Raw genomic sequence first — 25,886 nt, 5'->3', positions numbered from 1 at the left:
CTAGATAGATCGAATACGCTGCTGATAGCCCGGATAACCAGCCATGACTGCGACTGTCCTGCCAAACCCTGATGGCGCGCGCCCCCCAACCCGGCGACAGGTCGCGCGTGAGCTGTCCTATGCCCATAGTGCGGCCACCAGGGCCGGTCGTGCGGTTATCCGTGTCATGGAAAATGTCCTGGGCCGTCATGCGCTGATCCGGCGCGCGGACGGCTACGATCGCGACATGGAGGAGGCCGGGCGTGATTTCTGGTCGATCATCATGGAGCGCTACGGGCTGAGCCTGAACGTGATCGGTGGGTCGATGGACAATATCCCCGCGACGGGGCCGCTGATCCTGATCGCCAATCATCCCTACGGTATCCTGGACGGGTTGATGATGGGGCACATCCTTCAGGAACGGCGGGGCGATTTCCGGGTGCTGGCCAACCGCGTGTTCAACAAGTCCAGCGATCTTGACCGCGTGATCCTGCCGATCAGCTTTGACGAGACCCGCGAAGCGGTGGCGATGAACCTGCAAACCCGCAAGGAATCGCTGCGCTATCTGGGGCAGGGCGGGGCGATCGGGGTGTTTCCCGGCGGCACGGTCAGCACCGGGCTAAAACCGTTTTCGCACCCCATGGACCCCGGATGGCGCGGCTTTACCGCCCGCATGATCGCCAAAAGCGGTGCAACGGTGGTGCCGGTGTTTTTCGATGGCCATACCTCCCGGCTGTTCCAGATTGCCAGCCATCTGCATTCAACCCTGCGGATGGGGCTGCTGCTGCGTGAATTCCGGACGCGCATCGACCTGCCGGTAAATGTGGTGATCGGTGAGCCGATTGCCCCGCAGGTGTTGGGCGGGTTGTCTGGCGACACGAAAGCAATGATGGATTTCCTGCGCAAAGCGACCTATGACCTGTCGCCGAAGCCGTTGAAAACCTACGATTACGGTTTCGAATTCGATCTGAAATATCGGGCGCAATAGCCCACGGGGCGGTCCCCTCGGCACGGAATGGCAGGCGTGGAACATGGCAGTTGGTATCTTTGATTCGGGTCTGGGCGGGCTGACCGTGCTGGACGCTTGCACAAAGCGTCTGCCGGACGTGCCCTTTGTCTATTACGGCGACAATGCCTGTGCGCCCTACGGTGTGCGTGACGCCGACGATATCTTTGAGCTGACCAAGAAGGGCACGCAGCGCCTGTTCGATGCGGGCTGCGATCTGGTGATCCTGGCGTGCAATACCGCCAGCGCCGCGGCCTTGCGCCGTATGCAGGAAAGCTGGGTGCCGCAGGACAAGCGCGTGCTGGGCGTCTTCGTGCCGCTGATCGAGGCGCTGACGGAGCGTCAGTGGGGCGACAATTCGCCGCCACGTGAAGTCGCGGTGGAGCATGTGGCGCTGTTTGCCACGCCTGCGACCGTGTCGAGCCGCGCCTTTCAGCGCGAGCTGGCGTTTCGCGCCATCGGCGTCGATGTCGAGGCACAGGCCTGCGGTGGCCTGGTCGATGCGATCGAGGAAGGCGACATGATCCTGGCCGAGGCGCTGGTGAAATCCCACGTCGAGGCATTGCAACGCAAGATGCCGAAACCGCAGGCCGCGATCCTTGGCTGTACGCATTATCCTTTGATGGAAGAGGTGTTCCAGGCCGCACTGGGGCCAGATGTCTCGGTCTATTCGCAGGCCAACCTCGTCGCGGAATCGCTGGCCGATTATCTGGTTCGGCGGCCGCAGATGCGCGGCCCGGGCGAGGTGTCGATGTTTCTGACCACGGGAAATCCGGGCCGCGTATCGACCCATGCGACGCAGTTCCTGCGACGACGGATCGATTTCCACGCCGCCTGAGCGCGCCCGGCACCCTGTTGCCCGTGCGCCGCGACCCATTGAAACACCTTGAATGCACGCGGCCCATGCCGCATGTAAGTCTCGTTTACGCGTCTGCGGGGAAACCATGACCAAGAAGATCGCAATCATCGGCGCCTCGGGGTATACCGGGGCCGAGCTTATCCGCCTGATCGCCACCCATCCCGGGATGGAGATTGCTGCGCTGGCCGCCAATTCAAAGGCCGGTCAGAGCATGGATTCGGTCTATCCCCATCTGCGACACCTGAGATTGCCGGATCTTGTGACGGTGGATCAGATCGACTTTGACCGGATCGACCTGGCGTTCTGCGCCCTGCCGCACAAGACCAGCCAGGAGGTGATCCGCGATCTGCCGAAGACGCTGAAGATCGTCGACCTTTCGGCGGATTTCCGGCTGCGTGATCCGGCCGAGTACGAAAAATGGTATGGCAACGCCCATGCGGCGGTCGAGATGCAGCGAGAGGCGGTCTATGGTCTGACCGAGTTCTATCGCGACGAGATCCGCGCCGCACGTCTGGTGGCCGGCACCGGCTGCAACGCCGCGACAGGTCAGTTCACCGTTCGCCCGCTGATCGAAGCGGGGGTGATCGATCTGGACGAGATCATCCTGGACATGAAATGTGCCGTCTCAGGCGCCGGGCGCAGCCTGAAGGAAAACCTGCTGCACGCCGAGCTGAGCGAGGGCTACAATGCCTATGCCGTCGGCGGCACGCATCGCCATCTGGGCGAGTTCGACCAGGAATTCTCAAGGCTGGCCGGTCGGGCGGTCAAGGTGCAGTTCACGCCGCACCTGATGCCCGCGAACCGTGGCATCCTGTGCACCGCCTATCTGAAAGGCGAAGCGCAGGCCATTCATGCCGCGTTGCAGGCCGCCTATGCGAATGAACCTTTCATCGAGGTCCTGCCCTTTGGCGAGACGCCCTCGACCCATCACATCCGGGGGTCGAACTTTGTGCACATCGGGGTGACCGGCGACCGTATCGGCGGGCGGGCCATCGTGGTGTCCGCACTGGATAACCTGTGCAAGGGGTCGAGCGGGCAGGCGATCCAGAATGCCAACCTGATGCTGGGCCTGCCTGAAACCGAGGGGCTGATGATGGCCCCGCTGTTCCCGTAAGGCGCGCCGATGCGCGGGCTGAAAAAGAAGCGGCGGATACAGGTCATCGTTCTCGCGGCGATCGCGCTGATCGCGTCGACCGCGTTGGTCGGCTATGCCATGCGCGACGGCATCAACTTTTTCCGTTCGCCAAGCCAGATCATGGCCGATATTCCCGCCCCGACCGAGCGGTTCCGCCTGGGCGGTCTGGTGGAAGAGGGCACCCTGACCCGCGACGCGGGCGAGGTCATCCATTTTGCGGTGACGGATGGCGGGGCGTCGGTCCCGGTTGTCTACAGGGGTATCCTGCCGGATCTGTTTGGCGAGGGACAGGGCATGATCGGGACGGGGCGCTACGTGAACGGCGTATTCGAAGCGACTGAGATCCTTGCCAAACATGATGAGAGCTACATGCCGAAAGAGGTGGTGGACGCGCTGAAGGAACAGGGTGTCTACAAGCCGGCAGACGGCGCGCAAGGTGGCAGCTGAGCGCGAGCGTACGCTGCGGGAAGGCCTGGTTAACCGGGCGTGTCCCATCCTCGGCACGGTGAAAATCGTGCAGGAGACGCGACCATGTCCACCGAGGTACATCGCATTGCAGAACAGATCGTGGCCCGTGAAGGTGGCTACGTCAACGACCCCGACGATCCGGGCGGGGCGACGAATTTCGGCGTGACGCTGGCGACGATGCGGCGGCTCGGGCTGGATCTGGATCACGACGGTGACGTGAACGTCGCAGATATCAGGGCGCTGAAGCGGGACCAGGCAGTCGGCATTTTTGTCGATCACTACTTTCACCGCCCCGGCATCGACAGGTTGCCGGAAACGCTGTGGGCCAGTGTCTTTGACATGCACGTCAACGCCGGGTCGAATGCCGTCAAGATCCTGCAGCGTCTGCTGTGCCAGATGGGGTGGGATGTCAGCGTCGACGGGATCATCGGACCGCAGACGATCCGCGCCAGCCTCGCGGCGGATCAGGACGCCCCGGACCTGTTGGCGGATGCCTATGGAATCGCGCGGCGGAACTATTATTTCCAGATCGCGGACAAACGCGCAGCCAGCCGCAAGTATGTATGCGCCCGCAACGGCGGCAAGGGCGGTTGGATCCGCCGCGCGGAGGAGTTCATTTCGCCGCGCTATCACCTCACGGAGAGCGACTTTCAGCGGAGGGTCGCGCAATGGGGTTGATCGATATCGTCTTTGGCACGCTGTTCGGCAGCGGCCGCAACGTGGTGCGGGAGACGGCGGAGGTTTTCCGGGTCAATGCAGAGGCGGCATCGCAGCGTGAAAACGAGGCGGTGAATGCGGCGCTGCAACAGCACGCCGGCGAGTTTCGCGATGCACGGCAAGGTTTTGATCGCTTCATGGACGGGTTGAACCGCTTGCCACGCCCGGTAATGGCGCTTGGGTGTATCGGGCTGATGGGGGCGTCTATGGCCAGTCCGGTGTGGTTCGCGGAGCGCATGCAGGGTCTTGCGCTGGTGCCCGAGGCATTGTGGTGGCTGATCGGGGCGGTCGTATCGTTCTACTTTGGCGCCCGCCATCAGGCGAAAGGTCAGGAATTTCAGCGCGATATCGTACAGAGCGCCGCGCGTCTGCCACAGGTCAGCAAAGCGATCGATCAGATGGAAAGCCTGCGCAAGACTGCGCCACCGGCCAGCGTGGCACAGGGGGAACCTAGTGTGGGCGATCCCAACCCGGCGCTGGCGGCCTGGCACGCCCGCAACTGAGGGCATTGGGGGACGCACGGCGAAACAAGGGGCGCGACAATTCGGTCGCGCCCCTACGCGTATTTGAATTGGCTAGAGTGCTGCCCGCGCCCTATAACCGGCACATGTTTACAGAGCTTGGCCATTTCACCCTGATCCTTGCCTTCGTGGTCGCGATCTTTCAGACATTCGTACCGCTGATCGGCGCGCAGAGGCGCTGGCCGGGATGGATGGCGGCAGGAGAGACGGCGGCGATTACCCAGTTTTTGCTGGTCGGATTTTCCTTCGCCGCGCTTATGCACGCATTTGTCACCTCTGACTTTTCATTGCGATTGGTGGTCGAGAATTCGCATTCGGCGAAACCGTTGCTGTACAAGATCAGCGGTGTGTGGGGGAATCACGAAGGCTCGATGCTGCTGTGGATCCTGATCGTAGCCCTGTTTGGCGCTGCGGCTGCATTGTTTGGTACCAATCTGCCGCCGACATTGCGCGCAAGGGTGTTGGCGGTGCAGGGGGCCATAGGGGTGGCGTTTCTGGCGTTCAGCCTGTTCACCTCCAATCCGTTCCTGCGTCTTGCCGTGCCGCCGTTTGATGGCAACGATCTGAACCCGCTGTTGCAGGACCCCGGTCTGGCGTTCCATCCGCCGTTTCTCTACCTCGGCTATGTCGGGCTCTCGATGAGCTTTTCCTTCGCCGTTGCTGCCCTGATCGAGGGGCGTGTTGATGCGGCATGGGGACGCTGGGTGCGCCCCTGGACTCTGGCGGCTTGGATTTTCCTGACCATCGGCATCGCCCTGGGCTCGTGGTGGGCCTATTACGAACTGGGCTGGGGCGGGTTCTGGTTCTGGGATCCCGTGGAAAACGCCAGCTTCATGCCGTGGCTGATCGCCGGGGCCCTGCTGCATTCGGCCATCGTTGTCGAAAAGCGCGAAAGCCTGAAGGCCTGGACCGTACTGCTGGCGATCATCGCGTTCGGGTTTTCGCTGATCGGGGCGTTCATCACCCGGTCGGGCGTCCTCACGTCGGTTCATGCCTTTGCCACCGACCCAGAGCGGGGGGTGTTTCTGCTGGGCATTCTGGCGCTGTTCATGGGTGGCGCGCTGACGCTGTTCGCCGCACGGGCCGAGGCGATGACCTCAAAGGGCGTGTTTTCCACGGTCAGCCGGGAATCGGGCCTGGTGTTGAACAACCTGCTGCTGGGGGTTGCGGCCTTTGTCGTCTTTACCGGCACGATTTGGCCGCTGGTGGCCGAGATGTTCTTTGACCGCAAGCTGTCGGTGGGCGAGCCGTTTTTCAACGTGGCCTTCACGCCCTTCATGGTGGCCATTGGTGCGGCGCTGCCGGTCGGGGCGATGTTGCCATGGAAGCGGGCCAGGCTGGGGCGGGTGTTGCGCAAGCTGGTGCCCGCAGCGGTGCTGGCGGTTGCGGTGGCGGCGCTGGTCTGGGCGATGCAGTCCGGACGGTCGGCCCTTGGACCGGTCGGGATGTTGCTGGCCACCTGGCTGGTGGCGGGGGCGGTGACCGATCTGTTGAACCGCACCGGCACGGGAGGGCTGTGGCGGCTGCGGCGTTTGCCCCGCGCCGATTGGGGGCGTGCCGTTGCGCACGGCGGCCTTGGTGTTTGCATCGCCGGGGTTTCAGCGATGCTGGCCTGGCAGCAGGAAGATATCCGTGTCGTGCAATTGGGGGATACTGTCGATCTGGCTGGCTATCAGATCACGCTGAATTCCGTTTCGCGCATCGAGGGGCCCAATTACATCTCTACCATGGGGGATGTGACGCTGGCCCGGGGAGGAGGGGACATCGCGACGCTGCACCCGGAAAAGCGGTTTTACCCGGTGGCGGGCATGCCAACGACCGAGGCCGCGATCAACAACGGTATCCTGCGCGATATCTATGTGGTGGTGGGCGACGAGCAGGCCGGCGGTGGTTGGGCAATGCGCAGTTATTACAAACCGTTGGCCAGCTGGATATGGGGTGGCGCCTTGCTGATGGCGCTCGGCGGGGCGTTGAGTCTGTCTGACAGGCGCTACCGCGTCGCGGCGGGTGCGGCAAAGCCCACCCGCGCCGAGGTGCCAGCCCAATGATGCGGTGCGGGCTGATCCTCCTGGCGGTCTGGATGGCGCTGTCCGGTCCCGTCCTGGCGGTGCAGCCGGACGAGATCCTGTCAGATCCGGCGCTGGAGACGCGGGCTCGCGACATTTCGCGGGGCCTGCGTTGCCTGGTTTGCCGGAACGAGAATATCGACGATTCCAATGCAGACCTTGCACGCGATCTGCGGATTCTGGTGCGCGAACGACTGGTGGCGGGCGACAGCGACGCCGAGGTCGTGGATTTCATCGTTGCGCGCTATGGTGAATATGTCTTGCTTATGCCGACAGCCGGCGGGGCGAACTGGGTCCTGTGGGGCGCGGGGCCGGGCATGTTGCTGATCGGTCTCGGGATCGGAGTGCTGTTCATTCGCAGGCGGGGGCGGCCGGGAGATGAGCCGGCGGGACTGACAGAGGAAGAGGATGCGCGCCTGCAGGAAATTCTGCGCGATTGACGCAGTGTTTCGGTTTGACGGATTGCCGTCTTCTGGTTCTCTGCGCAAATGTTCATGAGGGAGGACCGACACCGTGACCTATCAGACCATTACGTTGGACATTGCCGACGACATCGCCGTTCTTAAGCTGAACAGGCCGGAGGTGATGAATGCGCTGAACAGCCAGATGCGGGCCGAAATTACCGATGCGGCGCGCAACGTAGCAGACAAGGCGCGTGTTCTGGTCCTGACGGCCGAGGGCCGCGCCTTTTGTTCCGGGCAGGATCTTTCGGACCGGGCCAATGTCGCGAACCCGGATCTGGAGCGGACGCTGCGTGATGAATACCTGCCCATGCTGCGCGCCATTGTCGACTGCCCGATCCCGACGATCAGCGCGGTGAACGGTGCGGCTGCGGGGGCCGGGGCGAACCTGGCGCTGTGTGCCGATGTGGTGATCGCGACGCAGAGCGCCTATTTCCTGCAGGCGTTCAGCCGTATCGGTCTGATCCCGGACGCGGGCGGCACCTACTGGATGCCGCGCAGCATGGGCAGTGCAAAGGCGATGGGGGCCGCATTGTTCGCCGACAAAATCAGTGCGCGGCAGGCCGATGACTGGGGCATGATCTGGGAGGCCGTTGCGGATGAGGAGTTTGAAAAGGTCTGGCAGGGTCGTGCTGCGCATTTGGCGCAGGGACCGACGGTGGCCTATCAGCAGATCAAGCAGGTGATCCGCGGCAATTGGGACCGCACACTGGAAGAGCAGCTGGCGGCCGAGGGCAAGGGGCAGGGCATCTGCGGCAATTCCCGTGACTTCAAGGAAGGCGTGATGTCGTTCCTGGAAAAGCGAGCGCCCAAGTTCGAGGGACGGTAGGGGGCGCTGCCCCCGCCTGGCGGCCCCCCGGGGTATTTTAGGCCAGATGACGAGAGCCAGGTCGCGCAGATGAAAAGAGGGCGGTGCCAAAAGCACCGCCCTTTTACAGTCAAGGCCGTTTGCGTCAGGGCCCTGTCAGTGTGCAGACTCGCTCAGCGGTTTTCGACATCCACGTAGTCGCGCATCGTGGCGCCGGTGTAGAGTTGGCGCGGGCGACCGATGCGCATGGTCGGATCCTCGATCATCTCTTTCCACTGCGAGATCCAGCCGATGGTGCGCGACAGCGCGAAGATCGGAGTGAACATCGAAGTCGGGAAACCCATCGCCTCGAGGATGATGCCCGAATAGAAATCGACGTTCGGGAACAGCTTCTTCTCGGTGAAGTAGGGGTCCGCGAGGGCCTGTTTTTCGAGTTCCTTGGCGACCTGAAGCGTGGGATTGTCCTCGATCCCGAGCAGGTCGAGAACTTCGTCCGCTGATTCCTTCATCACCGTCGCGCGGGGGTCGAAGTTCTTGTAGACGCGGTGGCCGAAGCCCATCAGGCGGAAGGGATCGTTCTTGTCCTTGGCGCGCGCGATGTATTCCGGGATCTTGTCCACGGTGCCGATTTCACGCAGCATTTCGAGGCAGGCCTGATTGGCGCCACCGTGGGCGGGACCCCAGAGGCAGGCGATGCCGGCGGCGATGCAGGCGAAGGGGTTGGCGCCCGAGGACGAGGCCAGACGCACGGTCGAGGTCGAAGCGTTCTGTTCGTGGTCCGCGTGCAACGTGAAGATCCGGTCCATCGCGCGGGCCAGGATCGGGTTCACCTGGTATTCTTCGGCCGGGACGGCAAAGCACATGCGCAAGAAGTTCGACGCGTAGTCGAGGTCGTTGCGCGGGTACACGAAGGGTTGGCCGATGGTGTATTTATAGGCCATCGCGGCGATCGTCGGCATCTTGGCGATCAGGCGGATCGAGGCGACCTCGCGTTGATGCGGGTCATTGATGTCCGTGGAATCGTGGTAGAAGGCCGACATGGCGCCGACCGTGCCGACCATGATCGCCATCGGATGCGCATCACGGCGATAGCCGGTAAAGAAGCGGTGCATCTGTTCGTGCACCATCGTGTGGTTGGTCACGATGGATTCGAACTTCTCCAGCTCGGTGCCGTTCGGCAGTTCGCCGTAGAGCAGCAGGTAGCACACTTCGAGGAAGTGCGATTTGGAGGCCAGCTGGTCAATGGGATAACCACGGTGCAGCAGGACGCCTTCTTCGCCATCGATATAGGTGATGGTCGAGTCGCAGGCGGCGGTCGACGTGAAGCTGGGATCGTAGGTGAACATGCCCGTGCTGCCGTAGAGTTTACGGATGTCGATCACGTCGGGACCGGCGGAGGGCGAAAGAACCGGGAATTCGAAGGTCTTGTCCCCGACGGTGAGAGTTGCCTTTTTGTTCGTATCAGACATTTACTGTTTCCCTTCCTCTTTATCCCGCGCCAGTCCATTCCGGCGCCCCTATTTCTCATGGCCAGTCTCAACGATCGGTTAAGCTGCCCCTTTGGCGTCCTGAAGCCGAAGAATGGTTTCCTCACGGCCCAGGATAAGCATCATATCAAACACACTCGGAGTGGCGCTGCGGCCCGCCAGCGCGGCGCGGAGAGGCCCGGCCAATTGACCGAATTTCATCTCTCGCGCTTCGGCGAAAGCGGTCAATTCGCCCTCCAGATCGTGACGGTCCCAGCTAGCATTTTGCAGATGCGGCGTCAATTCACCCAGTATACCAAGGGATACCGGATCAAGTGACTTTGCGGCCTTTTCATCGGGCAAAATTGGTCGATCAGCCAGGATAAACTCTGCCTTTTCAAGCAGTTCAATAAACGTCTTGGCGCGCTCCTGCAGGAAGGGCATGGCCTGGGTCATCAGTGAAATTTTTGTGTCCGACAGGGGGGGCAGCCCGGTCACCGCCATGAAGGCGCGCAATTCTTGCAGCAGCGCAGCATTTTCCGCAGCCGCAATATGCTGGCCCGAGATGTTGGCTAGCTTCTTGAAATCGAACCGCGCCGGGCTTTTGCCCATCCCGTCGAAACCGAACCAGGCCTGCGCCTGCGCGTCGGTGAAGAATTCGTCGTCGCCGTGGCTCCAGCCGAGACGCGCCAGGTAGTTGCGCACACCCGCGGCAGGATAGCCCATGTCGCGATATTCCTCGACCCCGAGCGCGCCGTGACGCTTGGACAGCTTCTTGCCGTCGGGGCCATGAATGAGGGGGATATGCGCATAGACGGGCAGCGCCCAACCCATCGCGTCATAGATTCCCATCTGGCGCGCGGCGTTGTTGAGGTGGTCGTCGCCGCGGATCACGTGGGTGACACCCATATCGTGATCGTCCACGACCACTGCCAGCATATAGACCGGCGTCCCGTCCGAGCGCAGCAGGACCATGTCGTCAAGCTGATCGTTGCCGATGTTGACCTCTCCCTGGACTTCGTCGCGGATCACCGTCTTGCCTGTCAGCGGCGTCTTGAGGCGAATGACGTAGGCGAGATCCGGATGAGTCGCCGGGTCTGCATCACGCCATGGACTGATGAACAGGGTCGAGCGGCCTTCTGCCTTGGCAGCATCCCGGAACGCCTGGATCTCATCCTGGGTAGAGAAGCATTTGTAGGCGCGGCCCTTTTCCACCAGGTCCAGCGCCACGGCACGATGACGCTCGGCGCGGTCGAACTGGCTGACGATCTCTCCGTCATGATCAAGGCCCAGCCAGGCCATGCCGTCGATGATCGCCTGCGTTGCCTCGGGTGTGGAGCGTGCACGGTCGGTATCTTCGATCCGCAGCAGGAACTTGCCGCCGCGACCCCGGGCATACAGCCAGTTGAACAGCGCGGTACGGGCACCGCCGATGTGCAGGTAACCGGTGGGTGAGGGAGCGAAACGGGTGACGACCTGTTCAGTCACGGGCAGTGTATCCTAACGATTGATTAACTATGCGGCTTGTAGCGTTGCGCATTGTCTATCGGCGGTCCGGAGGGGTGACAAGTGCAGCGGATCGTGACCCTCAGGTCAGGCGGGGTTTTCACCCGGGTCCAGGACAGTCTGCGCGGCGCAATCCTGGCGCAGCGCGGACAGTTGTTTCACTGGTCCCCGATCTGCCTGGGAATCGGAATCGGCAGCTATTTCTCACTGAAGGTCGAGCCTGAGCCGATAACACTGGCGATGCTCTTGCTGTTGTCGGCCGTCAGCGCGGGAATCGCCATTCGGGTCAACATCGCTGTCCAGCCGATCCTGATCGGTGCGGCGCTGATTGCCGGGGGGGTGACGCTGGCCGGGTGGCGCGCCCAGGCTGTCGGCGCCCCTGTCCTTGGCTGGCGATATTATGGGCCGGTGGAAGGGCGGATCGTGGCGATCGACCGATCAGCGTCGGATGCGGTGCGCCTGACGCTGGACAGGGTCAATCTTGACCGCGTCAGCCCGGAGAGGACACCCGAGCGCATACGCATATCGTTGCATGGTCACGCCGGCACCTCTCCGGTGCCCGGCATGGTCGTGATGACCACTGCGCACCTGTCGCCACCTGCCGGTCCGGCAGAGCCCGGCGGATTTGATTTTCAGCGTCACGCCTGGTTCCTGCGTCTGGGCGCGGTAGGATACGCCCAGGTGCCGCTGGTGGCATTGGAGCTGCCCACGCCACGGGATTTGCGGCTGTTTCGTTGGCGCATGGCGCTGTCCGCGCGCTTGCAAGACGCCATACCGGGCGAGGCCGGGGCCTTTGCCGCAGCTGTCGCAGCCGGGGATCGCTCCGGCATGGGTCAGGACACGTTGCGCGATCTGCGGGTTTCGAACCTGGCGCACCTGCTGGCGATCTCCGGGTTGCATATGGGATTGCTGTCGGGATTCGTCTTTGCGGCTGTTCGCCTTGGGCTGAGCCTGTCACGCCGCGCCACCTTGTTCTGGCCGATCAAGACCGTTGCAGCGGTGGCAGCGCTATGCGTGGCGACGGGGTACCTGCTCCTCTCAGGGGGCAGTATCGCAACAGAGCGCGCCTATGTCATGGTGGCCGTCGCGTTGGTTGCGGTGATGGCGCAGCGGCGCGCAATCAGTCTGCGCGCGGTGGCACTGGCGGCGCTGATCGTCCTTTTACTGCGGCCAGAAGCCTTGCTGTCACCGGGGTTTCAGATGTCTTTCGCTGCAACGCTGGCGCTGGTCGTGGTCTTCGGTGTGATGCGCGAAAAGGGCTGGCGCCTCACCGGCTGGTGGGGCCACGTCGCGGCCGTCGTCCTGTCGTCAGCTGTGGCTGGCGCGGCCACGGCGCCGGTGGCGGCGGCACAGTTCAACCAATTGGCACATTACGGTTTGCTGGCGAACCTCCTCTCCGTACCGGTCATGGGGGCCGTGATCATTCCGGCGGCGGTGATCGGCGTGCTGGCGATGCCGTTGTCGCTGGAGGCGCTGCCCCTCTGGATCATGGGGTCGGGATTGGAGTGGATATTGGCCGTGGCCCATTGGGTCGCCGGACTTGAGGGCGCGCGCAGCATGGTTCCCGCACCGCCGCCAGTTGTCTTGCCGATGTTGACAATGGGGGCGCTGATCCTGGCGCTCTGGTCGGGGCGGGGCCGATGGATTGGACTGATGCCGATTGTCGCGGCCGCTGTGCTGTGGGTCCAGGTCGACCGTCCCTGGCTTTTGATCGCGGATACCGGCGGGCTGGTCGGGGTGATGACACCGGACGGGCGGGCGATGAGTCGTGACCGCGCGCAGAGTTTCGTGGCGGGCATCTGGCTGGAAAACGATGGTGACCCGGCCGATCAGGTCGAAGCCGCCCTGCGTTGGCGCGCAGATGCCCGCATCGAGGTGCGACATGCCACCGGCATGCGGGCGGCGGCGCGGGCTGGGCCGTGTCGCAAGGATGGGATACTGGTTTTGAATGTCGGGCGTGACCAGGCGCCAGACGCGACCGGTTGCACCATATTTGATCCCGAAAGCCTGCGGCGCAGTGGTGCAGTGGCCATCTGGCTCGAGGGCGACGATATGCGTCTTGTCACTGCCCAGTCACTACGCGGGCAGCGGTATTGGACAGACCCTGCGATATTTCGCTCCGTCGAGATGCAGATGCAGGAGTTGCGCGGCAGGATCCACCCGAATGCCGCACTGTTGTCTGCGCTCGCGCAGCCCGAGGCGGCGCACCTGAATGCAGGTGCGCACTAGACCTCAGTAACTGCGGATCAGACCGACCAGTCGCCCCTGGACACGCACCTTGTCCGCTGCCAGCAGACGCGGTGGATAGGCAGGGTTTGCCGCCACAAGTTCTACGTTGCCATCGCGACGGAACAGTCTTTTCAGGGTGGCTTCTTTCTCTTCGACCAGAGCGACAACGATATCGCCGTTATCGGCGGTCGAGGTTTCGCGGATGATGACGACGTCGCCATCGTTGATTCCCGCTTCGATCATCGAATCTCCGTTCACCTCGAGCGCGAAATGATCTCCGCCACGGGACAACATGCTGCCGGGTACGGCGATATGATGCGAGACATCGCTGATGGCAGCGATTGGCACTCCGGCGGCGATGCGCCCCATGACAGGCAATTCCATCGCATGAAGCACCTCGAACCCAAGCGAGCCATCGCGGCGTCCCTGAGAAGAGCTGCCCCCGGCACCAGTCTTACGCGGGGTGACGTTGTTGTCCGCGGCTCCGGATGAAATGCTGTCGGGCAACTTCACGATTTCGATGGCGCGGGCCCGGTGCGCCAAACGGCGGATGAAACCGCGTTCCTCAAGCGCCGTGATCAGGCGGTGGATGCCGGATTTGGACCGTAGATCCAACGCTTCCTTCATTTCATCGAACGAGGGCGGAACGCCATCGCGCTGCATCCGCTTGTGAATGAAAACAAGCAGATCCAGCTGTTTCTTCGTCAACATTTCGACGGCTCCTGAACTGGTTCGGTTGATTTCCGTTCTACACATGTTCACGTTTTGTGTCAACAGCCCGACACACGGGAATTGCGCACCCGCTGTGTCAGATCGGGATATAGCGCACGATGTCGCCGATCGCGGCGGCCGGCGCGTCGGGTTCGCGCAGGATCAACGCGTTCGCCTCCGACAGGACCGAAAGCAGGGAGCTGTCCTGTCGGTCGGCCGCAAAAATACCGTCCGGCGTCACGCGGCCACGCAGGTAATGCTCGCGCGTGCCATTCGCGGCCAACGGCTCTGAAAGGCGGGCGGAATAGAGCGGCGCCGGGTTGGCGGGCAGGCCTTGCATGGCGCGCAGGACCGGCGCCACGAAGACATGACCGCAGACAATTGCAGAGACCGGATTGCCGGGAAGGCCGATCATCATGGCACCACCCATCCGGGCACTCATCCGGCCAGCCATCAGGGGTTTGCCGGGCCGCATCGCGACCTTGTAGAAACTGCGTTCGACGCCCAGTTCCTCGGCGACCGCGCCAACCAGGTCGTGATCTCCGACTGACGCCCCCCCGATGGTGATCACCAGGTCCGCACCCTGGGCGAGGGAAAACGCGGATCGCAAGCTTGCGCGCGTATCACGCGCGATCGGCAGCATCCGCGTGCGGGCGCCCAGGCTGCGAAACAACGCGTCCAGTGCGTAGGTGTTCGAGGCGATGATCTGATCAGGGGCAGGGCTTTCGCCGGGCAGGACAAGTTCGTCGCCCGTCGCGATCAGGGCGACCTCGGGGCGGCGGCCGACCCGGACTTGCGGGACATTCATCGACGCAAGCAATGCCAGGTCCGCCGGAGACAGCAGGCGCGGCGCAAGCATCTGATCCCCACGTCGAAAATCAGCGCCCGCGGGACGCACATTTGTGCCGGTGTCCAGGCGATCGCCAAGGGTGATGGTGTCACCCTGGCGCGCGACATCTTCCTGTATCACCACGCGGTCGGTCCCGGCGGGCAGGGGAGCACCGGTGAAAATGCGGATCGCCTCACCGGGACCGGCGGCACCGTCATAGCCGTGGCCCGCTGCGGATTCCCCCACCACCCGAAACCTGGCGCCGGGATGGGCCTGATCCGATCTGAGGGCGTATCCATCCATCGCAGAGCCGTCGAAGGGCGGCTGGTCACGCTGCGCGGTCACCGTTTCGGCCAGGACGCGGCCTGCGGCGGCGCGGAGCGGCACGGTTTCCGCCGTGACAGGTTTTACCAGCGCAAAAAGGGCCTCCAACGCCTCGGCAACGGTGATCATTCGGCCTGGTAGCGGCCGGATTTGCCGCCCTCTTTCAACAGCAGATGGATGCCGCCGATCTCCATCGCCTTGTCGGCGGCCTTGACCATGTCGTAGATCGTCAGCGCCGCCGTCGCCACTGCCGTCAGGGCCTCCATCTCGACCCCGGTCTGGCCGCCGGTCTTGACTGTCGCCTCGATCCGAAGGCCGGGCAGGTCGGGATCGGCAGTGATCTCGATCGACGCCTTGGTTATGGGCAGGGGATGGCAGAGGGGAATCAACTCGGAGGTCTTCTTGGCCCCCATGATGCCAGCCAGACGCGCCACGCCCGCGACATCGCCCTTCTTGGCCGTGCCCTCGGTGATCATCGTCAGGGTTTCGGGCCGCATCCTGACCCAGCCTGCCGCGACGGCCGTACGCGCGGTGCTGGGTTTGTCCGAGACATCGACCATATGCGCATCGCCCTTGCCATCGAAGTGGGTCAGCGCCATCAGATCATCCCGCCGGTCTGCGACTGGCTAAGCAGACTGCGCGTCGCGGTTTCGACATCATCCTGACGCATGAGGCTTTCGCCGATCAGGAAACACCGGGCGCCGAAACGCGCCAGTTCTGCCAGGTCATCAGGGCCGTCCAAGCCGCTTTCGGCGACGATCGTGCGGTTTTCGGGCACCAGCCGGGACAGGCGGCGCGATGTGTCGAGCGACGTCTCGAAGGTGCGCAGGTCGCGGTTGTTGATGCCGATCAGGGGGCTTTTCAAGGCCGAAGCGCGCTCAAGCTCATCATCATCGTGCACTTCGATCAGCACGTCCATGTCCCAGTCCAGGGCGGTCTGCTCCAGTTCTTGCGCCTGTTCGTTGCTGACCGTGGCCATGATGATCAGGATGGCGTCGGCATTCAGCGCGCGGGCCTCGACCACCTGATAGGGGTCGTACATGAAATCCTTGCGCAGCACGGGCAGGCCGCAAGCGGCGCGGGCGCGCGTCAGAAAGTCTTTTGCGCCCTGAAACGATGGTGTGTCGGTCAGCACGGACAGGCAGGCCGCGCCGCCTGCTTCGTAGGCCTTCGCAATGGCTTCGGGGTCGAAGTCGGCGCGGATCAACCCCTTGGAGGGCGAGGCTTTCTTGACCTCCGCGATCAGGCCGTATCCTTCGCGGGACGCCTCGTGCAGCGCGGCGGCAAAGCCGCGCACCGGCTCGGCGCTACGGGCCTCACTCTCCAGCACTTCAAGAGGCTTGGCCTGCTTGTCGGCGGCGATTTCGTCCAGCTTGTACGCCTTGATGCGGTCCAGAACGGTTTCGCTCATGAGGGGGCTCCCGGGTTGGTCCAGTTTATTGCGCTTTCTCCCCTTGCTGTAAGCCAGTTGTTGACCGTTGAAAATGGTCGCGCACCGAAAAATCCCCGGTGTGCAGACAGTGGTGACGGGTGCGGGCTGCATAGGATCAGCGCATCCTGGGCCGTGATCAGCGGGGCATAGGCCTGGGCCGGTTTCCCCCAGAGGAGATAGGCACGTGGCCGATCATTCAGCGCCCCGAGCACCTGTTGCGTCAAGGTCTGCCAGCCGAGTTTGGCATGCCCGTTTGCTGCGCCCGCAGGGACGGAAAGCGCGGTGTTGAGCAACAATACACCCTGTCGCGCAAGAAACCTGAGGTCCGCATCCGGGGGGCACGCCCCAAGGTCCGATTGCATTTCCTTGTAGATATTGCCGAGAGAGCGTGGCAGCGGACGTACGTCGGGTTCGGCTGAAAACGCCAGTCCGTGGGCATGGCCCGGTGTTGGATAGGGATCCTGACCCAGGATGACGACCCGGGTTGCGTCGGGTGGTGTCAGGGCCAGGGCGGCGAAACGCTGGGACGCGGGGGGCAGCACCTGACGCGTTTCCCCGGCGAGATGAGCGCAAATTTCCGGGTAGTTGTCGCGAAAAAACGGCAGGTGCGCCCAGGCTGCGGGCGGCGGCGGGCTGGTTTCAGTCATGCGCGTGACGTGATGCGTGCCAGCGTTTCGATGCTGCGCAGAGCCGCACCGCTGTCGATGCTTTGTGCGGCGATTGCGGCGGCCTCTTTCAAATCGGTGGTGCGCCCGGCCACGATCAGCGCAGCTGCGGCATTCAGCACTACGGCGTCGCGATAAGCAGAGGGGGTGCCGTTCAGCAGGGCGCGGAACGCCGCGCCATTTTCCTGCGGGGTCCCCCCGACGATCGCCTCGAAGGGATGCTCTGGCAAGCCGGCCTCTTCGGGGTGCAATTCGAAATCACGGATGCTGCCATCCTCCTCCAGCGCCGAAACCCAGCTGACGCCAGTGATCGTCAGTTCGTCGGTCCCGTCCGACCCATGGACCAGCCACGCCTTTTGCGAGCCGAGGGCCGCCAGAGTTTCGGCCATGGGGCGGATCACCGCGCGGTTGAAGGCGCCTGTCAGCTGGCGTTTCACGTTCGCCGGGTTGGTCAGCGGGCCAAGGATGTTGAAAATCGTGCGGGTGCCCAGCTCCACCCGGGTTGGGCCGACATGGGCCATTGCCGGATGGTGCATCGGGGCCATCATGAAGGCGATGCCCGCCTCGGCCAGGGCCTCCTGTACGATATCGGCGCTGACCATGACATTGACACCCATCTGGGTGAGCGCATCGGCAGAACCGGACTTTGAGCTTAGATTGCGGTTGCCGTGCTTGGCCACCGGAACGCCGGCACCCGCGACGACGAATGCGGTTGCGGTGGAGATGTTCAGCGTGCCCTTGCCGTCGCCTCCGGTACCGACAATATCGATTGCCCCGTCCGGCGCCGTGACGGCGTGGCATTTAGACCGCATGACCTGGGCCGCAGCTGCATATTCGTCCACCGTTTCACCGCGTGTCCTGAGCGCCATGAGGAAACCACCGATCTGGCTCGGGGTTGCCTCGCCCTCAAACAATATGGTGAAGGCGCGCGCGGCCTCGTCACGGGTCAGCGGGCGTTCGGCGGCGGCGGCGATCAGCGGTTTGATGGCGTCTGACATAGGCGTCTCCTCTCCCTCTTTCCGAGGGCGGATATGGTGGTATAGGGTTCCGAAATACCCCATGGGTGGGGGTGATCCGGCGCTGTGACCCGTGGCCTGTGCTGGCCTCCGGGCCTTGGTCTGGCTGGGCAGCGGGGTTGGAGTGCGGGCGCGTGTCATAGATCCCGCGCTTGTGGCGCAGCGTCAAGGGCACTTTGCGCGCTCGTGCCCGGGCCGGGGGTGACGCGCCGAGGCGATGATGCGAAGATACAGACGGTGCCGCGCCGCTGCGTTGGTGCGGATGTGGTTTTACAATTGAAGGGGCGGACGTGAGACGCGGATTTTTCACCGGTGTGATTTGGGGTGTAGGCGTGGCGGGCCTGGGCCTTGTGACGACGTCACTGAGCCTGCCTCTGCCAGTTGGGCAGAGGCCGGATGCGACGACCGGGGACACGAACGCCGCTGCCCCGATCACCCCGCCTGACGGCAACCCGGCCACAGCTGACCATGCGGGCGACCTTGCGGGCGCCGCCGCGCCGCAGGAGGCCGCGCCACGCGCTGGCCTTGCGGATGTTCCGGCCGGATCGCAATTCAACCGGGGACGCCCCGATGGGCCCGTTCGCCTGCCAGAGGTCGGCGGTGATCAGCCCCAGGCGTCAGGTGTCCTCCGCCCGGAGCGTGCGACCCCTGAGGCGCTGTCCATTCCCCGCGATACGACACGCAATCCCGGACTGCCCGATGCCGCCGCCGTGGAAACGCGCCTGCCGTCCACCGCTTCACTGGAGAGCGAGACGGATCCGGGGTTGCGCCTCGGATTGGTCAGCCCGGTTCTGCCCAGCGTTCAGATACAGCCCCTTGTGCCGCCACGCCAGGACGGTGGCCCGGATATTCCCGCCAGATCTGCGGCGCCTGGGACCGACGTGACCGGCAGGCAGGGCGCGGCACCAGAGACCACGAAGGAGCAAACGGTGCCGGGATTTCCGCTCGGCGATCTGGATGCGCTGGACAGCGCCCCTACGATGACGGTGGCAGGCCCGGATGAACTGCCCGCGCCCCCCGAAGACCCTGACGCCTTGCCCAGCTTGCCCGGCATCAGCGTAGCACGCAGCCCGCAATCCGCGCAGATCCTGAAACCCGATGTTCCGTCAGAGACTGTCCCGCGTGATGATTTTGCGATGTCTGCTGCCCCTCGGCCAGATGTGGCAGGTGGTGGTGGGGCGGGCGATTATGAGGAGGGCGGCACGCTTCAAGTCGGAGCGGAGGCAAACCAAGGGGCACCCGCAGAGGCCCAACCTGCGCAAACCGCTGCCATCGATACCTTTGCGGTGCCTTTCGATGCAACGGATCAGCGCCCGAGAATGTCCATCGTGCTGATGGATACCGGGGCAGATGCGCAGGGCATGATGGCGGCCAGCGCGTTGCGCGGCTTTCCCTATCCGGTCAGCTTCGCGATTGATGTCAACCGCCCCGATGCCGCCGCAGCGATGCGCCGATACCGGGATGCCGGTTTCGAGGTGCTGGCTCTTGCCGGGCTGGACGACGGCGTGTCGGACCCCGAGATTGCCAAACGGGCGTCGGGATGGTTCGCGCAGCTTTCCGAAGCGGTCGCGGTGATGGAGGCGACGCCCGGCGCCCTGCAACAGGATCGTGCAGCGGCCGAAGCGCTGGCCGACACGCTGAGCGCGACAGGGCACGGGTTGCTTCTCTACCCGCAGGGCGGTGATACCATGCGCAAGCTGGCGACACGCGAGGGGGTCGCAGCCGCGACATTGTTCCGCGACTTTGACAGCGAGGGAGAGGCCGCGGCGGTGATCGGCCGTTTCCTGGATTATGCGGCGCTGAAAGCGGATGAGGACGAGGGCGTCATCATGGTCGGAAGGGTGTGGCCACAGACCATTTCGGCGCTGCTGGAATGGGGGCTGGCGGATCGTGCCAGCCAAGTACAGCTGGTGCCCGTCTCGGCCGTGCTGACGCAGCAACGCCGATAGTTCGGGTCGGCAACGCAAAGCCTTGATACCAGAAACCAAAAAGGCCGCCCCTAAGGGCGGCCTTTTGTTCGGACAACCTTTGCCGCGTTATTGCATCTGGGCATTTACCGCGTTCAACGCTTCCTGGTTGATGCGCACGTCTGTCCGCGCGCGGACGTCGGCGCTGTAGGCCTGGTAGATGTCCTGCGCAAGCGAGCTAGAGACCTGATCCGAAAGCGATTTGCGCAGTTCTGCCGTTTGGGAGTCATCTTCGGCAGGGGGGACGATCTGATCGAGGCGCACGATCAGGACCGACCCCAGGCCATCGGTGATCTGAACGTCGCCCTCCTGCATGGCAAAGACCATCTGGTTGAAACCCTGCGGCGTGCCGAGAACGGAGCCATTGCGGCTGACGTTTGTCTCGGTTGTCAACGTCAGGCCAAGATCTTCCAGCGGCGTGCCATCCCTGAGCGTGGCCACCAGCGTCTCTGCCTTGGCGCGCAGGCGCGCCTCGGTTTCTGCCGTGGTCCAGTCCTCGGCAACCTTGTCACGGGTTTCGGCCAGCGGAATGGGGGCGGCAGGGATCACTTCGTCCAACCGCAGGGCGAAGAGGCCGCCATCGTCCAGTTCGGTCACGGTCGGATAATCCTCGGCGGTCACGTCGGCGGCGGCAGAGGCGAAATCCGCGTAACCCGCGATGCCCTCGCTCATGCCTTGCGACCAGTCGATGGTGCCCAGTTGCAGCGGCGTTTCCTTTGCGACGTCTTCGAGCGTGGCGCCACCGGCGAGCAGATCCTCTACCGGCTCCATCTGTTGCGCGACCAGACGGCGTGCGGCATCTGCGGCCAGGTCGGTGCGGATCGTCTCCGCCGCCTCGTCATAATCGGTGCTGCTGGCTTGCAAGACGCCGTTCACACGGAAGAGGGCCGGTCCGAGGTCGCTGTCAAGCGGCCCGACGACATCGCCCTGCTGGGCGGCGAAAACGGCGTCACCCGCCGCGCCAAGATCATCCTTGCCCAGATCCCCGAGGTCGACATCGGACAGGGCCAGACCCCGATCGCTGACCAGCGTGTCAAAGTCGCTCTCGCCCGAGTCGAGCTTTGCCTTGGCCGCCTCTGCCGCATTTTCGTCAGGAAAAACAAGGCGTTCGACAAGTCGCCGCTCAGGTTGTTCGAATTCGTCTATGCGGGCCTCGTACTGCGCGCGGATGGTGTCGTCGTCGATCTGAACCTGGTCCATCATCATGTCGGGGGACAGTTCGGCATAAGTGATGCGCTTTTTCTCGGGCGCGGTGTAATCCGCGATATTGGCATCGTAGAACGTCTGAAGCTGTTCGTCGGTGGGGGTCGGAACAGGTGTATCCAGGCCGTCGGGCGTCAGCGTCGCATAGGTCACGGTGCGCTGTTCGGCCACGTAATTGGCCAGCGTGTCAGAGTAGACGGCAGGCATCCGGGTTGCGGCGATCACCGCTGCCTGAAGCATCGAGCGGGCTGAGTCAGACCGCATGTCGGATTCGAATTCCGCTTCGCTGATGCCGGCACGGTCGAGGGCGAAGGTGTAGCTCTCGCGCGAGAACTTTCCCGTAGCATCCTGAAATGCCGGGATTTTCACGATCTGGTCACGAAGCTCTTCATCACCGATCGACAGGCCGAGGCGATCTGCCTCGTTGTCCAGCGCGCGGTCGTTGACAAGGCCCGCGACCACCGAGTTGGTGATGCCGAAGGCCTGCGCCTGGGCGAAACTGATCGGCTGGCCCATCTGCTGTTGCAGCTGCGCCATCTGATCCTGCACGCCCCGGGTATAGGCATTGATACGGATCGGCTTGCCGCCAACCTCGCCGATATTGGTCACGTTGCCGGTGAAATTGGTCGCGCCAAACCCACCAAGGCCCAGGACCAGGAGCACGAGAAGGCCCCAGACCAGCATGTTGGATTTCTTCATCGCCATACGGCGTCCTCCGCTATTTCCGTTGCGCGCCAAGGGGTTGGCAGGCAACGCTCATGCCATGCGCCAAAGGTGCCGGGGGGTGCCCGGCGGCGCGTCTGGCCCTTGTTAAAGCCTTGCCGGGTAAGGGGCAAGGCGGGGTTCTCAGCCCTGTGAAGAGGCGGTGAGCCGGTCGATGAAACGGCCGATCCCGGCGGTGTCGAGATTGGCAAAGGCGATGCGCATCTGGCGCGCGCCGTTGGCGCCACCGGCGGGCGTGAACATGGTGCCGGGCAGCATCAGGATACCCGCGTCGCGGACCAGCTGCGGCGCGAGGTCGGCCGAGGATTTCGCTGACGGATGAGAGGCATAGGCGAAATAGGCGCCAGCGGAATGCAGGGTCCAGCCGGCGCGGGCCAGCGCCTGGCGTCCGGCGAACATGGCAGCACGACGCGCGAGGATCTCGTCCCGTTCACCGGCGAGCCACTGGCCGAGGTTTTCCATGCCCCACAGGGCCGCGATCTGGCCCAGCTGAGGCGCGCAGATGGCCACCGTATCCAGAAATTTCTCTATGTCTGCCAATGTCTTGGTAGAGGCGATCACGGCACCTGTGCGATGGCCCGTCAGCCGATATGCCTTGGAAAAGGAATAGAGGTGGATCAGCACATCGTCCCAGTCGGGATCGGTGAACAGGTCATGCGGGGCGTCGGACGAGGAATGGAAGTCGCGATAGGTTTCATCCACGATCAGTTTCAGCCCATGCGCACGCGCCAGGTCACGGAAGGCCGCGATGAGGGCGGGCGGATATTCCATCCCGGTCGGATTGTTCGGCGTCACCAGAACGATGGCCCGGGTGCGTGGGCTTATCAGCGCCGCCGCGCGGTCGGGGTCCGGCATCATGTCGGCTTCGCATGGCAGGGGAACCGCATCGACCCCCGCCATGTCGAGCCACATTTTATGGTTGAAATACCAAGGGGTTGGCAAGATCACCTCGTCTCCCTGAGTGGTCAGGGCGGTGATCGTGGCGCAGAAGGCCTGATTGCAGCCGGCGGTGATGGCCACCTGTGCGGGGGCGATGGTTCCGCCATAGGCGGCGGACCAGTCGGCGGCGATGCGGGCGCGCAGGGCGGGCAACCCGAGGACGGGGCCGTAGAGATGGGTTTCGGGCGTGTTCAGCGCCTCGGCCATGGCCGCGATCATCGGCGCGGGGGGCGGTGCGACGGGCGCCGCCTGCGAGACGTTGATCAGCGGGCGGTCGGCGGCAAACGTCAGCCCGTCGAGCCAGCGGCGCGCCTCCATCACGGGCGGAGAGAAGGTGGCGTCGGTACGGGTCAGCGCGTGGTTCATTCAAGCCTCTGAAAACGTTGATTTCTGACGTCGGTATTTGGGCGGTATCTGAGCGGTTTCCGAACGGTGCGCGTTGCTGCCATCCGGGGACCGTGGACCGGGTCAGCGCAGAGGCTAGCAGGGCGGCGCGGGGAGGGAAAGCAATGCCTGCAACATGGCCCCGCATCCGCGCTGGCGCCGCCGGGTGGGGGTGCAAGCCGGGAGGGGACCGAAGCCGGGAGGGGGCCTGAAGTCGAGAGGCGGCCTGACGTCGAGAGGGGGCTGGTGACGTTCGATCAGGCCATGGCCGCCTCTTTCGCATCGAAGGCCAGGCGGGCATCGCGGATGGCGTCGTGATGGGCGCTGGCCCAGCCGACGAGGCCCACCACCGGCACCAGCGAGGATTCCCCCATGGCCGTCAGCGCATATTCGACCGAGGGCGGTTTCGTCGCAAACACCTGGCGTGACACCAGGCCATCGCGTTCGAGATTGCGCAGCGACTGCGTGAGCATCCGTTTCGAGATGTCGCCGACGGCGCGTTGCAGGGCGCTGAAGCGGTGCGGCGCGTGGGACAGGGCGATCAGGATCAGCAGGCTCCATTTGTCACCCACCCGGTCCAGCACGTCGCGGACCGGGCAGCGCGACTGGTCGAGGGCGCGGGCCTCGCCCGCCTTGGCGCGAAACACTTGCAGGACGGCGCGGGCTGGGGCGTCCAGCACCACGGGGTTACCTTTAGGTTCCCTTGTCATGAATTGGTGCCTCCTTACAGGGTGCGGATTGGTGGTCTACGTCTGAGACCATAGCCCGATTCGAGACTCGCCGACAGGCGGAGAGTGACGGGACCCTGAAGGAGACGAAAAATGGACGAGAAAGTATTGGTGACCGGCGCATCCGGTCAATTGGGCGCGCTGGTCGTTGAGGCGCTGCTGGCGCGTCTGCCGGCGGCGCAGGTGGTGGCGTTGGTGCGCCGCGAGGAGGCCGCGGAGGCGCTGCGTGCGCGCGGTGTCGAGGTTCGGCTGGCAAGCTATGATGACCGGGACGCGCTGGAGGCCGCCTTTGCAGGCATCGGGCGGTTGCTGCTGATCTCGGGCACCGATTTTGACAGGCGCGTCGCGCAACATGCCAACGTGATCGAGGCGGCACGTGCGGCAGGCGTCGGTTTCGTCGCCTATACGTCGGTCCTGCGGGCGGAGACGTCGCGGTTGATGGTGGCCGAGGATCACCGGCAGACTGAGGCGGCCCTGGTCGCATCCGGGTTGCGCTATGCCCTGTTGCGCAACGGCTGGTACACCGAGAACTATACCGCGTCGGCCCCGATGGCGGTGGCACATGGGGCGCTGATCGGTGCCGCGGGGTCAGCGCGGATCGCCAGCGCCGCCCGCGCCGATTATGCCGAGGCCGCTGCCGTGGTGCTGAGCGCGCAACAGCCCGAGAGCGGCAGGGTTCATGAGCTGGCGGGCAGTGAGAGCTTTGGCCTGGTGGGCCTGGCAGCGGTGATCAGTGCCGTGTCGGGCAAGGAGGTGCCCTATGTCGACATGAGCGAGGCGGCGTACAAGGCGGCGCTGGTAGAGGCGGGGTTGCCCGATCCGATCGCGGATCTGCTGGCCTCAAGCGATGCTGCTGCGCGCGATCATGGCGACCTGGAGGGGAGCGGTGCGGAGCTGGAGGCGCTGATCGGGCGCGTGTCCACGCCGCTGCGCGCCAGTGTCGAGGCGGCGCTGGCCTGAGACGGGTTGGCCTGAACCGCGGGCGGATGATGCGGGAGCATGGCGGGTGCGCCACGGGGCGGGGGGGGAGGGGGCGCTGCCCCCGCCTGCGGCCCCCCGGGATATTTCCGACAGGGAAACATCTTGGGGGGCGCCGGCGGTGAGGTCTGGTCGCAGCGGGAGGGGCGCAGCCCGGCGAGCTGCGGCCCGATTGCAGTCGGCGTGGCGGGCAGGGCCCTGGCGCAATGCCTTGGGGACAGGGGCGGGCGCGGGGTGGCGGCGCGGGGTTATTCGCGGCCGCGGAAAGGTTCGACGTATTGCAGTGCCATGTCCCAGGGGAAGAAGATCCAGGTGTCTTGCGAAACCTCGGTGATGTAGCTTTGCACCTGGGGTTTTCCCAGTGGTTTGGCGTAGAGCGTGGCGAAATGCGCCTTGGGGTAGAGGGCGCGGACCAGTTCGAGTGTCTTGCCGGAATCGACCAGGTCGTCGATCACCAGGATGCCGGTGCCATCGCCCATCATCGCCGCGTCGGGGGATTTCAGGACGTGGGCTTCGGATTGGCTCTGATGATCGTAGGATTTGATCGAGATCGTGTCGACGGTGCGGATGTCGAGTTCGCGGGCCACGATCATCGCCGGGGCCATGCCGCCGCGGGTGATGGCGACGATCGCGCGCCAGGCCCCGTTGTCGGGGCCGTGACCATCGAGCCGCCAGGCGAGGGCGCGGGCGTCGCGGTGAAGCTGATCCCAGCTGACGTGGAAGCCTTTTTCGTGCGGCAGTCTGTCGGTCATGGCGCGTCTTCCTC

At 64.1% G+C, this 25,886-nt stretch carries 24 protein-coding genes; 12 read left to right on the top strand and 12 right to left on the bottom strand.

Going from position 1 to position 25,886, the window contains the following annotated elements:
* The first annotated feature begins 43 nt into the window (after window positions 1-43).
* The 9 genes from DL237_RS06015 to DL237_RS05975 all read left to right on the top strand — a co-directional run bounded on the left by DL237_RS06015 (window position 44) and on the right by DL237_RS05975 (window position 8,041).
* Complete coding sequence (locus DL237_RS06015) at window positions 44-967, top strand: lysophospholipid acyltransferase family protein (protein WP_119398132.1); 924 nt, start codon at window positions 44-46, stop codon at window positions 965-967.
* A 43-nt stretch (window positions 968-1,010) separates the two neighbouring features.
* Window positions 1,011-1,823: a glutamate racemase gene (locus DL237_RS06010; RefSeq protein ID WP_119398131.1), complete on the top strand. Its 813-nt coding sequence runs from the start codon at window positions 1,011-1,013 to the stop codon at window positions 1,821-1,823.
* A gap of 106 nt (window positions 1,824-1,929) precedes the next feature.
* Window positions 1,930-2,958: an N-acetyl-gamma-glutamyl-phosphate reductase gene (gene argC / locus DL237_RS06005; RefSeq protein ID WP_119398130.1), complete on the top strand. Its 1,029-nt coding sequence runs from the start codon at window positions 1,930-1,932 to the stop codon at window positions 2,956-2,958.
* A gap of 9 nt (window positions 2,959-2,967) precedes the next feature.
* Window positions 2,968-3,426: a cytochrome c maturation protein CcmE gene (gene ccmE / locus DL237_RS06000; RefSeq protein WP_119398129.1), complete on the top strand. Its 459-nt coding sequence runs from the start codon at window positions 2,968-2,970 to the stop codon at window positions 3,424-3,426.
* Window positions 3,427-3,510: 84 nt separating this feature from the next.
* On the top strand, window positions 3,511-4,125 hold the full coding sequence (locus tag DL237_RS05995; RefSeq protein WP_119398128.1) for a holin-associated N-acetylmuramidase: 615 nt from the start codon (window positions 3,511-3,513) through the stop codon (window positions 4,123-4,125).
* A complete protein-coding gene (locus tag DL237_RS05990; protein ID WP_119398127.1) occupies window positions 4,116-4,667 on the top strand; it encodes a holin family protein in 552 nt (183 codons plus the stop codon). The genes DL237_RS05995 and DL237_RS05990 overlap by 10 nt, the downstream gene beginning before the upstream one ends.
* Window positions 4,668-4,771: 104 nt before the next feature.
* Entirely contained in the window at window positions 4,772-6,733 is a 1,962-nt protein-coding gene (locus DL237_RS05985; protein ID WP_119398126.1) for a heme lyase CcmF/NrfE family subunit, read from the top strand.
* On the top strand, window positions 6,733-7,191 hold the full coding sequence (locus DL237_RS05980) for a cytochrome c-type biogenesis protein (protein WP_119398241.1): 459 nt from the start codon (window positions 6,733-6,735) through the stop codon (window positions 7,189-7,191). Before DL237_RS05985 ends, DL237_RS05980 begins: the two co-directional genes overlap by 1 nt.
* Window positions 7,192-7,264: 73 nt before the next feature.
* Window positions 7,265-8,041 (top strand): enoyl-CoA hydratase-related protein, encoded by a 777-nt coding sequence (locus tag DL237_RS05975; RefSeq protein WP_119398125.1) that lies wholly within the window; start codon window positions 7,265-7,267, stop codon window positions 8,039-8,041.
* Window positions 8,042-8,193: 152 nt separating this feature from the next.
* Here the strand turns inward: DL237_RS05975 and gltA are convergent, their stop codons facing one another.
* Window positions 8,194-9,489: a citrate synthase gene (gene gltA / locus DL237_RS05970; RefSeq protein WP_119398124.1), complete on the bottom strand. Its 1,296-nt coding sequence runs from the start codon at window positions 9,487-9,489 to the stop codon at window positions 8,194-8,196.
* A gap of 78 nt (window positions 9,490-9,567) precedes the next feature.
* Window positions 9,568-10,974: a glutamate--tRNA ligase gene (gltX, locus tag DL237_RS05965; RefSeq protein ID WP_119398123.1), complete on the bottom strand. Its 1,407-nt coding sequence runs from the start codon at window positions 10,972-10,974 to the stop codon at window positions 9,568-9,570.
* A gap of 93 nt (window positions 10,975-11,067) precedes the next feature.
* Between gltX and DL237_RS05960 the strand changes: the two genes are divergently transcribed.
* Complete coding sequence (locus tag DL237_RS05960) at window positions 11,068-13,221, top strand: ComEC/Rec2 family competence protein (RefSeq protein WP_119398240.1); 2,154 nt, start codon at window positions 11,068-11,070, stop codon at window positions 13,219-13,221.
* 3 nt (window positions 13,222-13,224) lie between these two features.
* Here DL237_RS05960 and lexA read toward each other — a convergent pair whose 3' ends face one another.
* From lexA to trpD, 6 genes are all read right to left on the bottom strand, one after another.
* Window positions 13,225-13,932 (bottom strand): transcriptional repressor LexA, encoded by a 708-nt coding sequence (gene lexA / locus DL237_RS05955; RefSeq protein WP_119398122.1) that lies wholly within the window; start codon window positions 13,930-13,932, stop codon window positions 13,225-13,227.
* Between the two features lie 97 nt (window positions 13,933-14,029).
* Window positions 14,030-15,214: a molybdopterin molybdotransferase MoeA gene (locus tag DL237_RS05950; protein ID WP_119398121.1), complete on the bottom strand. Its 1,185-nt coding sequence runs from the start codon at window positions 15,212-15,214 to the stop codon at window positions 14,030-14,032.
* A complete protein-coding gene (gene moaC, locus DL237_RS05945) occupies window positions 15,211-15,684 on the bottom strand; it encodes a cyclic pyranopterin monophosphate synthase MoaC (protein WP_119398120.1) in 474 nt (157 codons plus the stop codon). Before moaC ends, DL237_RS05950 begins: the two co-directional genes overlap by 4 nt.
* The gene (gene trpC / locus DL237_RS05940) at window positions 15,684-16,496 is read right to left on the bottom strand and encodes an indole-3-glycerol phosphate synthase TrpC (RefSeq protein WP_119398119.1); all 813 of its coding nucleotides are present in this window, start codon (window positions 16,494-16,496) and stop codon (window positions 15,684-15,686) included. The genes moaC and trpC overlap by 1 nt, the downstream gene beginning before the upstream one ends.
* Complete coding sequence (locus DL237_RS05935; protein WP_119398118.1) at window positions 16,493-17,164, bottom strand: uracil-DNA glycosylase; 672 nt, start codon at window positions 17,162-17,164, stop codon at window positions 16,493-16,495. The genes trpC and DL237_RS05935 overlap by 4 nt, the downstream gene beginning before the upstream one ends.
* On the bottom strand, window positions 17,161-18,180 hold the full coding sequence (gene trpD, locus DL237_RS05930; RefSeq protein ID WP_119398117.1) for an anthranilate phosphoribosyltransferase: 1,020 nt from the start codon (window positions 18,178-18,180) through the stop codon (window positions 17,161-17,163). Before trpD ends, DL237_RS05935 begins: the two co-directional genes overlap by 4 nt.
* A 308-nt stretch (window positions 18,181-18,488) precedes the next feature.
* Here trpD and DL237_RS05925 point away from each other — a divergent pair, with 308 nt between their 5' ends.
* On the top strand, window positions 18,489-20,147 hold the full coding sequence (locus DL237_RS05925) for a divergent polysaccharide deacetylase family protein (RefSeq protein WP_119398116.1): 1,659 nt from the start codon (window positions 18,489-18,491) through the stop codon (window positions 20,145-20,147).
* 87 nt (window positions 20,148-20,234) lie between these two features.
* Here DL237_RS05925 and DL237_RS05920 read toward each other — a convergent pair whose 3' ends face one another.
* From DL237_RS05920 to DL237_RS05910, 3 genes are all read right to left on the bottom strand, one after another.
* Window positions 20,235-22,073, bottom strand: a complete 1,839-nt coding sequence (locus tag DL237_RS05920; protein ID WP_119398115.1) for a peptidyl-prolyl cis-trans isomerase — start codon at window positions 22,071-22,073, stop codon at window positions 20,235-20,237.
* 141 nt (window positions 22,074-22,214) lie between these two features.
* Window positions 22,215-23,396, bottom strand: coding sequence for an aminotransferase (locus DL237_RS05915; RefSeq protein ID WP_119398114.1), 1,182 nt, complete (start codon window positions 23,394-23,396; stop codon window positions 22,215-22,217).
* A 275-nt stretch (window positions 23,397-23,671) separates the two neighbouring features.
* Window positions 23,672-24,124: a winged helix-turn-helix transcriptional regulator gene (locus DL237_RS05910; protein ID WP_119398113.1), complete on the bottom strand. Its 453-nt coding sequence runs from the start codon at window positions 24,122-24,124 to the stop codon at window positions 23,672-23,674.
* A 111-nt stretch (window positions 24,125-24,235) separates the two neighbouring features.
* Between DL237_RS05910 and DL237_RS05905 the strand changes: the two genes are divergently transcribed.
* Complete coding sequence (locus DL237_RS05905) at window positions 24,236-25,102, top strand: NmrA family NAD(P)-binding protein (protein WP_119398112.1); 867 nt, start codon at window positions 24,236-24,238, stop codon at window positions 25,100-25,102.
* Window positions 25,103-25,368: 266 nt separating this feature from the next.
* Here the strand turns inward: DL237_RS05905 and gpt are convergent, their stop codons facing one another.
* Complete coding sequence (gene gpt, locus DL237_RS05900) at window positions 25,369-25,872, bottom strand: xanthine phosphoribosyltransferase (protein ID WP_119398111.1); 504 nt, start codon at window positions 25,870-25,872, stop codon at window positions 25,369-25,371.
* Window positions 25,873-25,886: the final 14 nt, after the last annotated feature.

The sequence above is a fragment of the Pseudooceanicola sediminis genome, assembly GCF_003575965.1.
GTDB classification, from domain to species: domain Bacteria; phylum Pseudomonadota; class Alphaproteobacteria; order Rhodobacterales; family Rhodobacteraceae; genus Pseudooceanicola; species Pseudooceanicola sediminis.
Note: the sequence above shows the minus strand (reverse complement) of the source record. Positions and strands in the feature narration are given on the sequence as shown.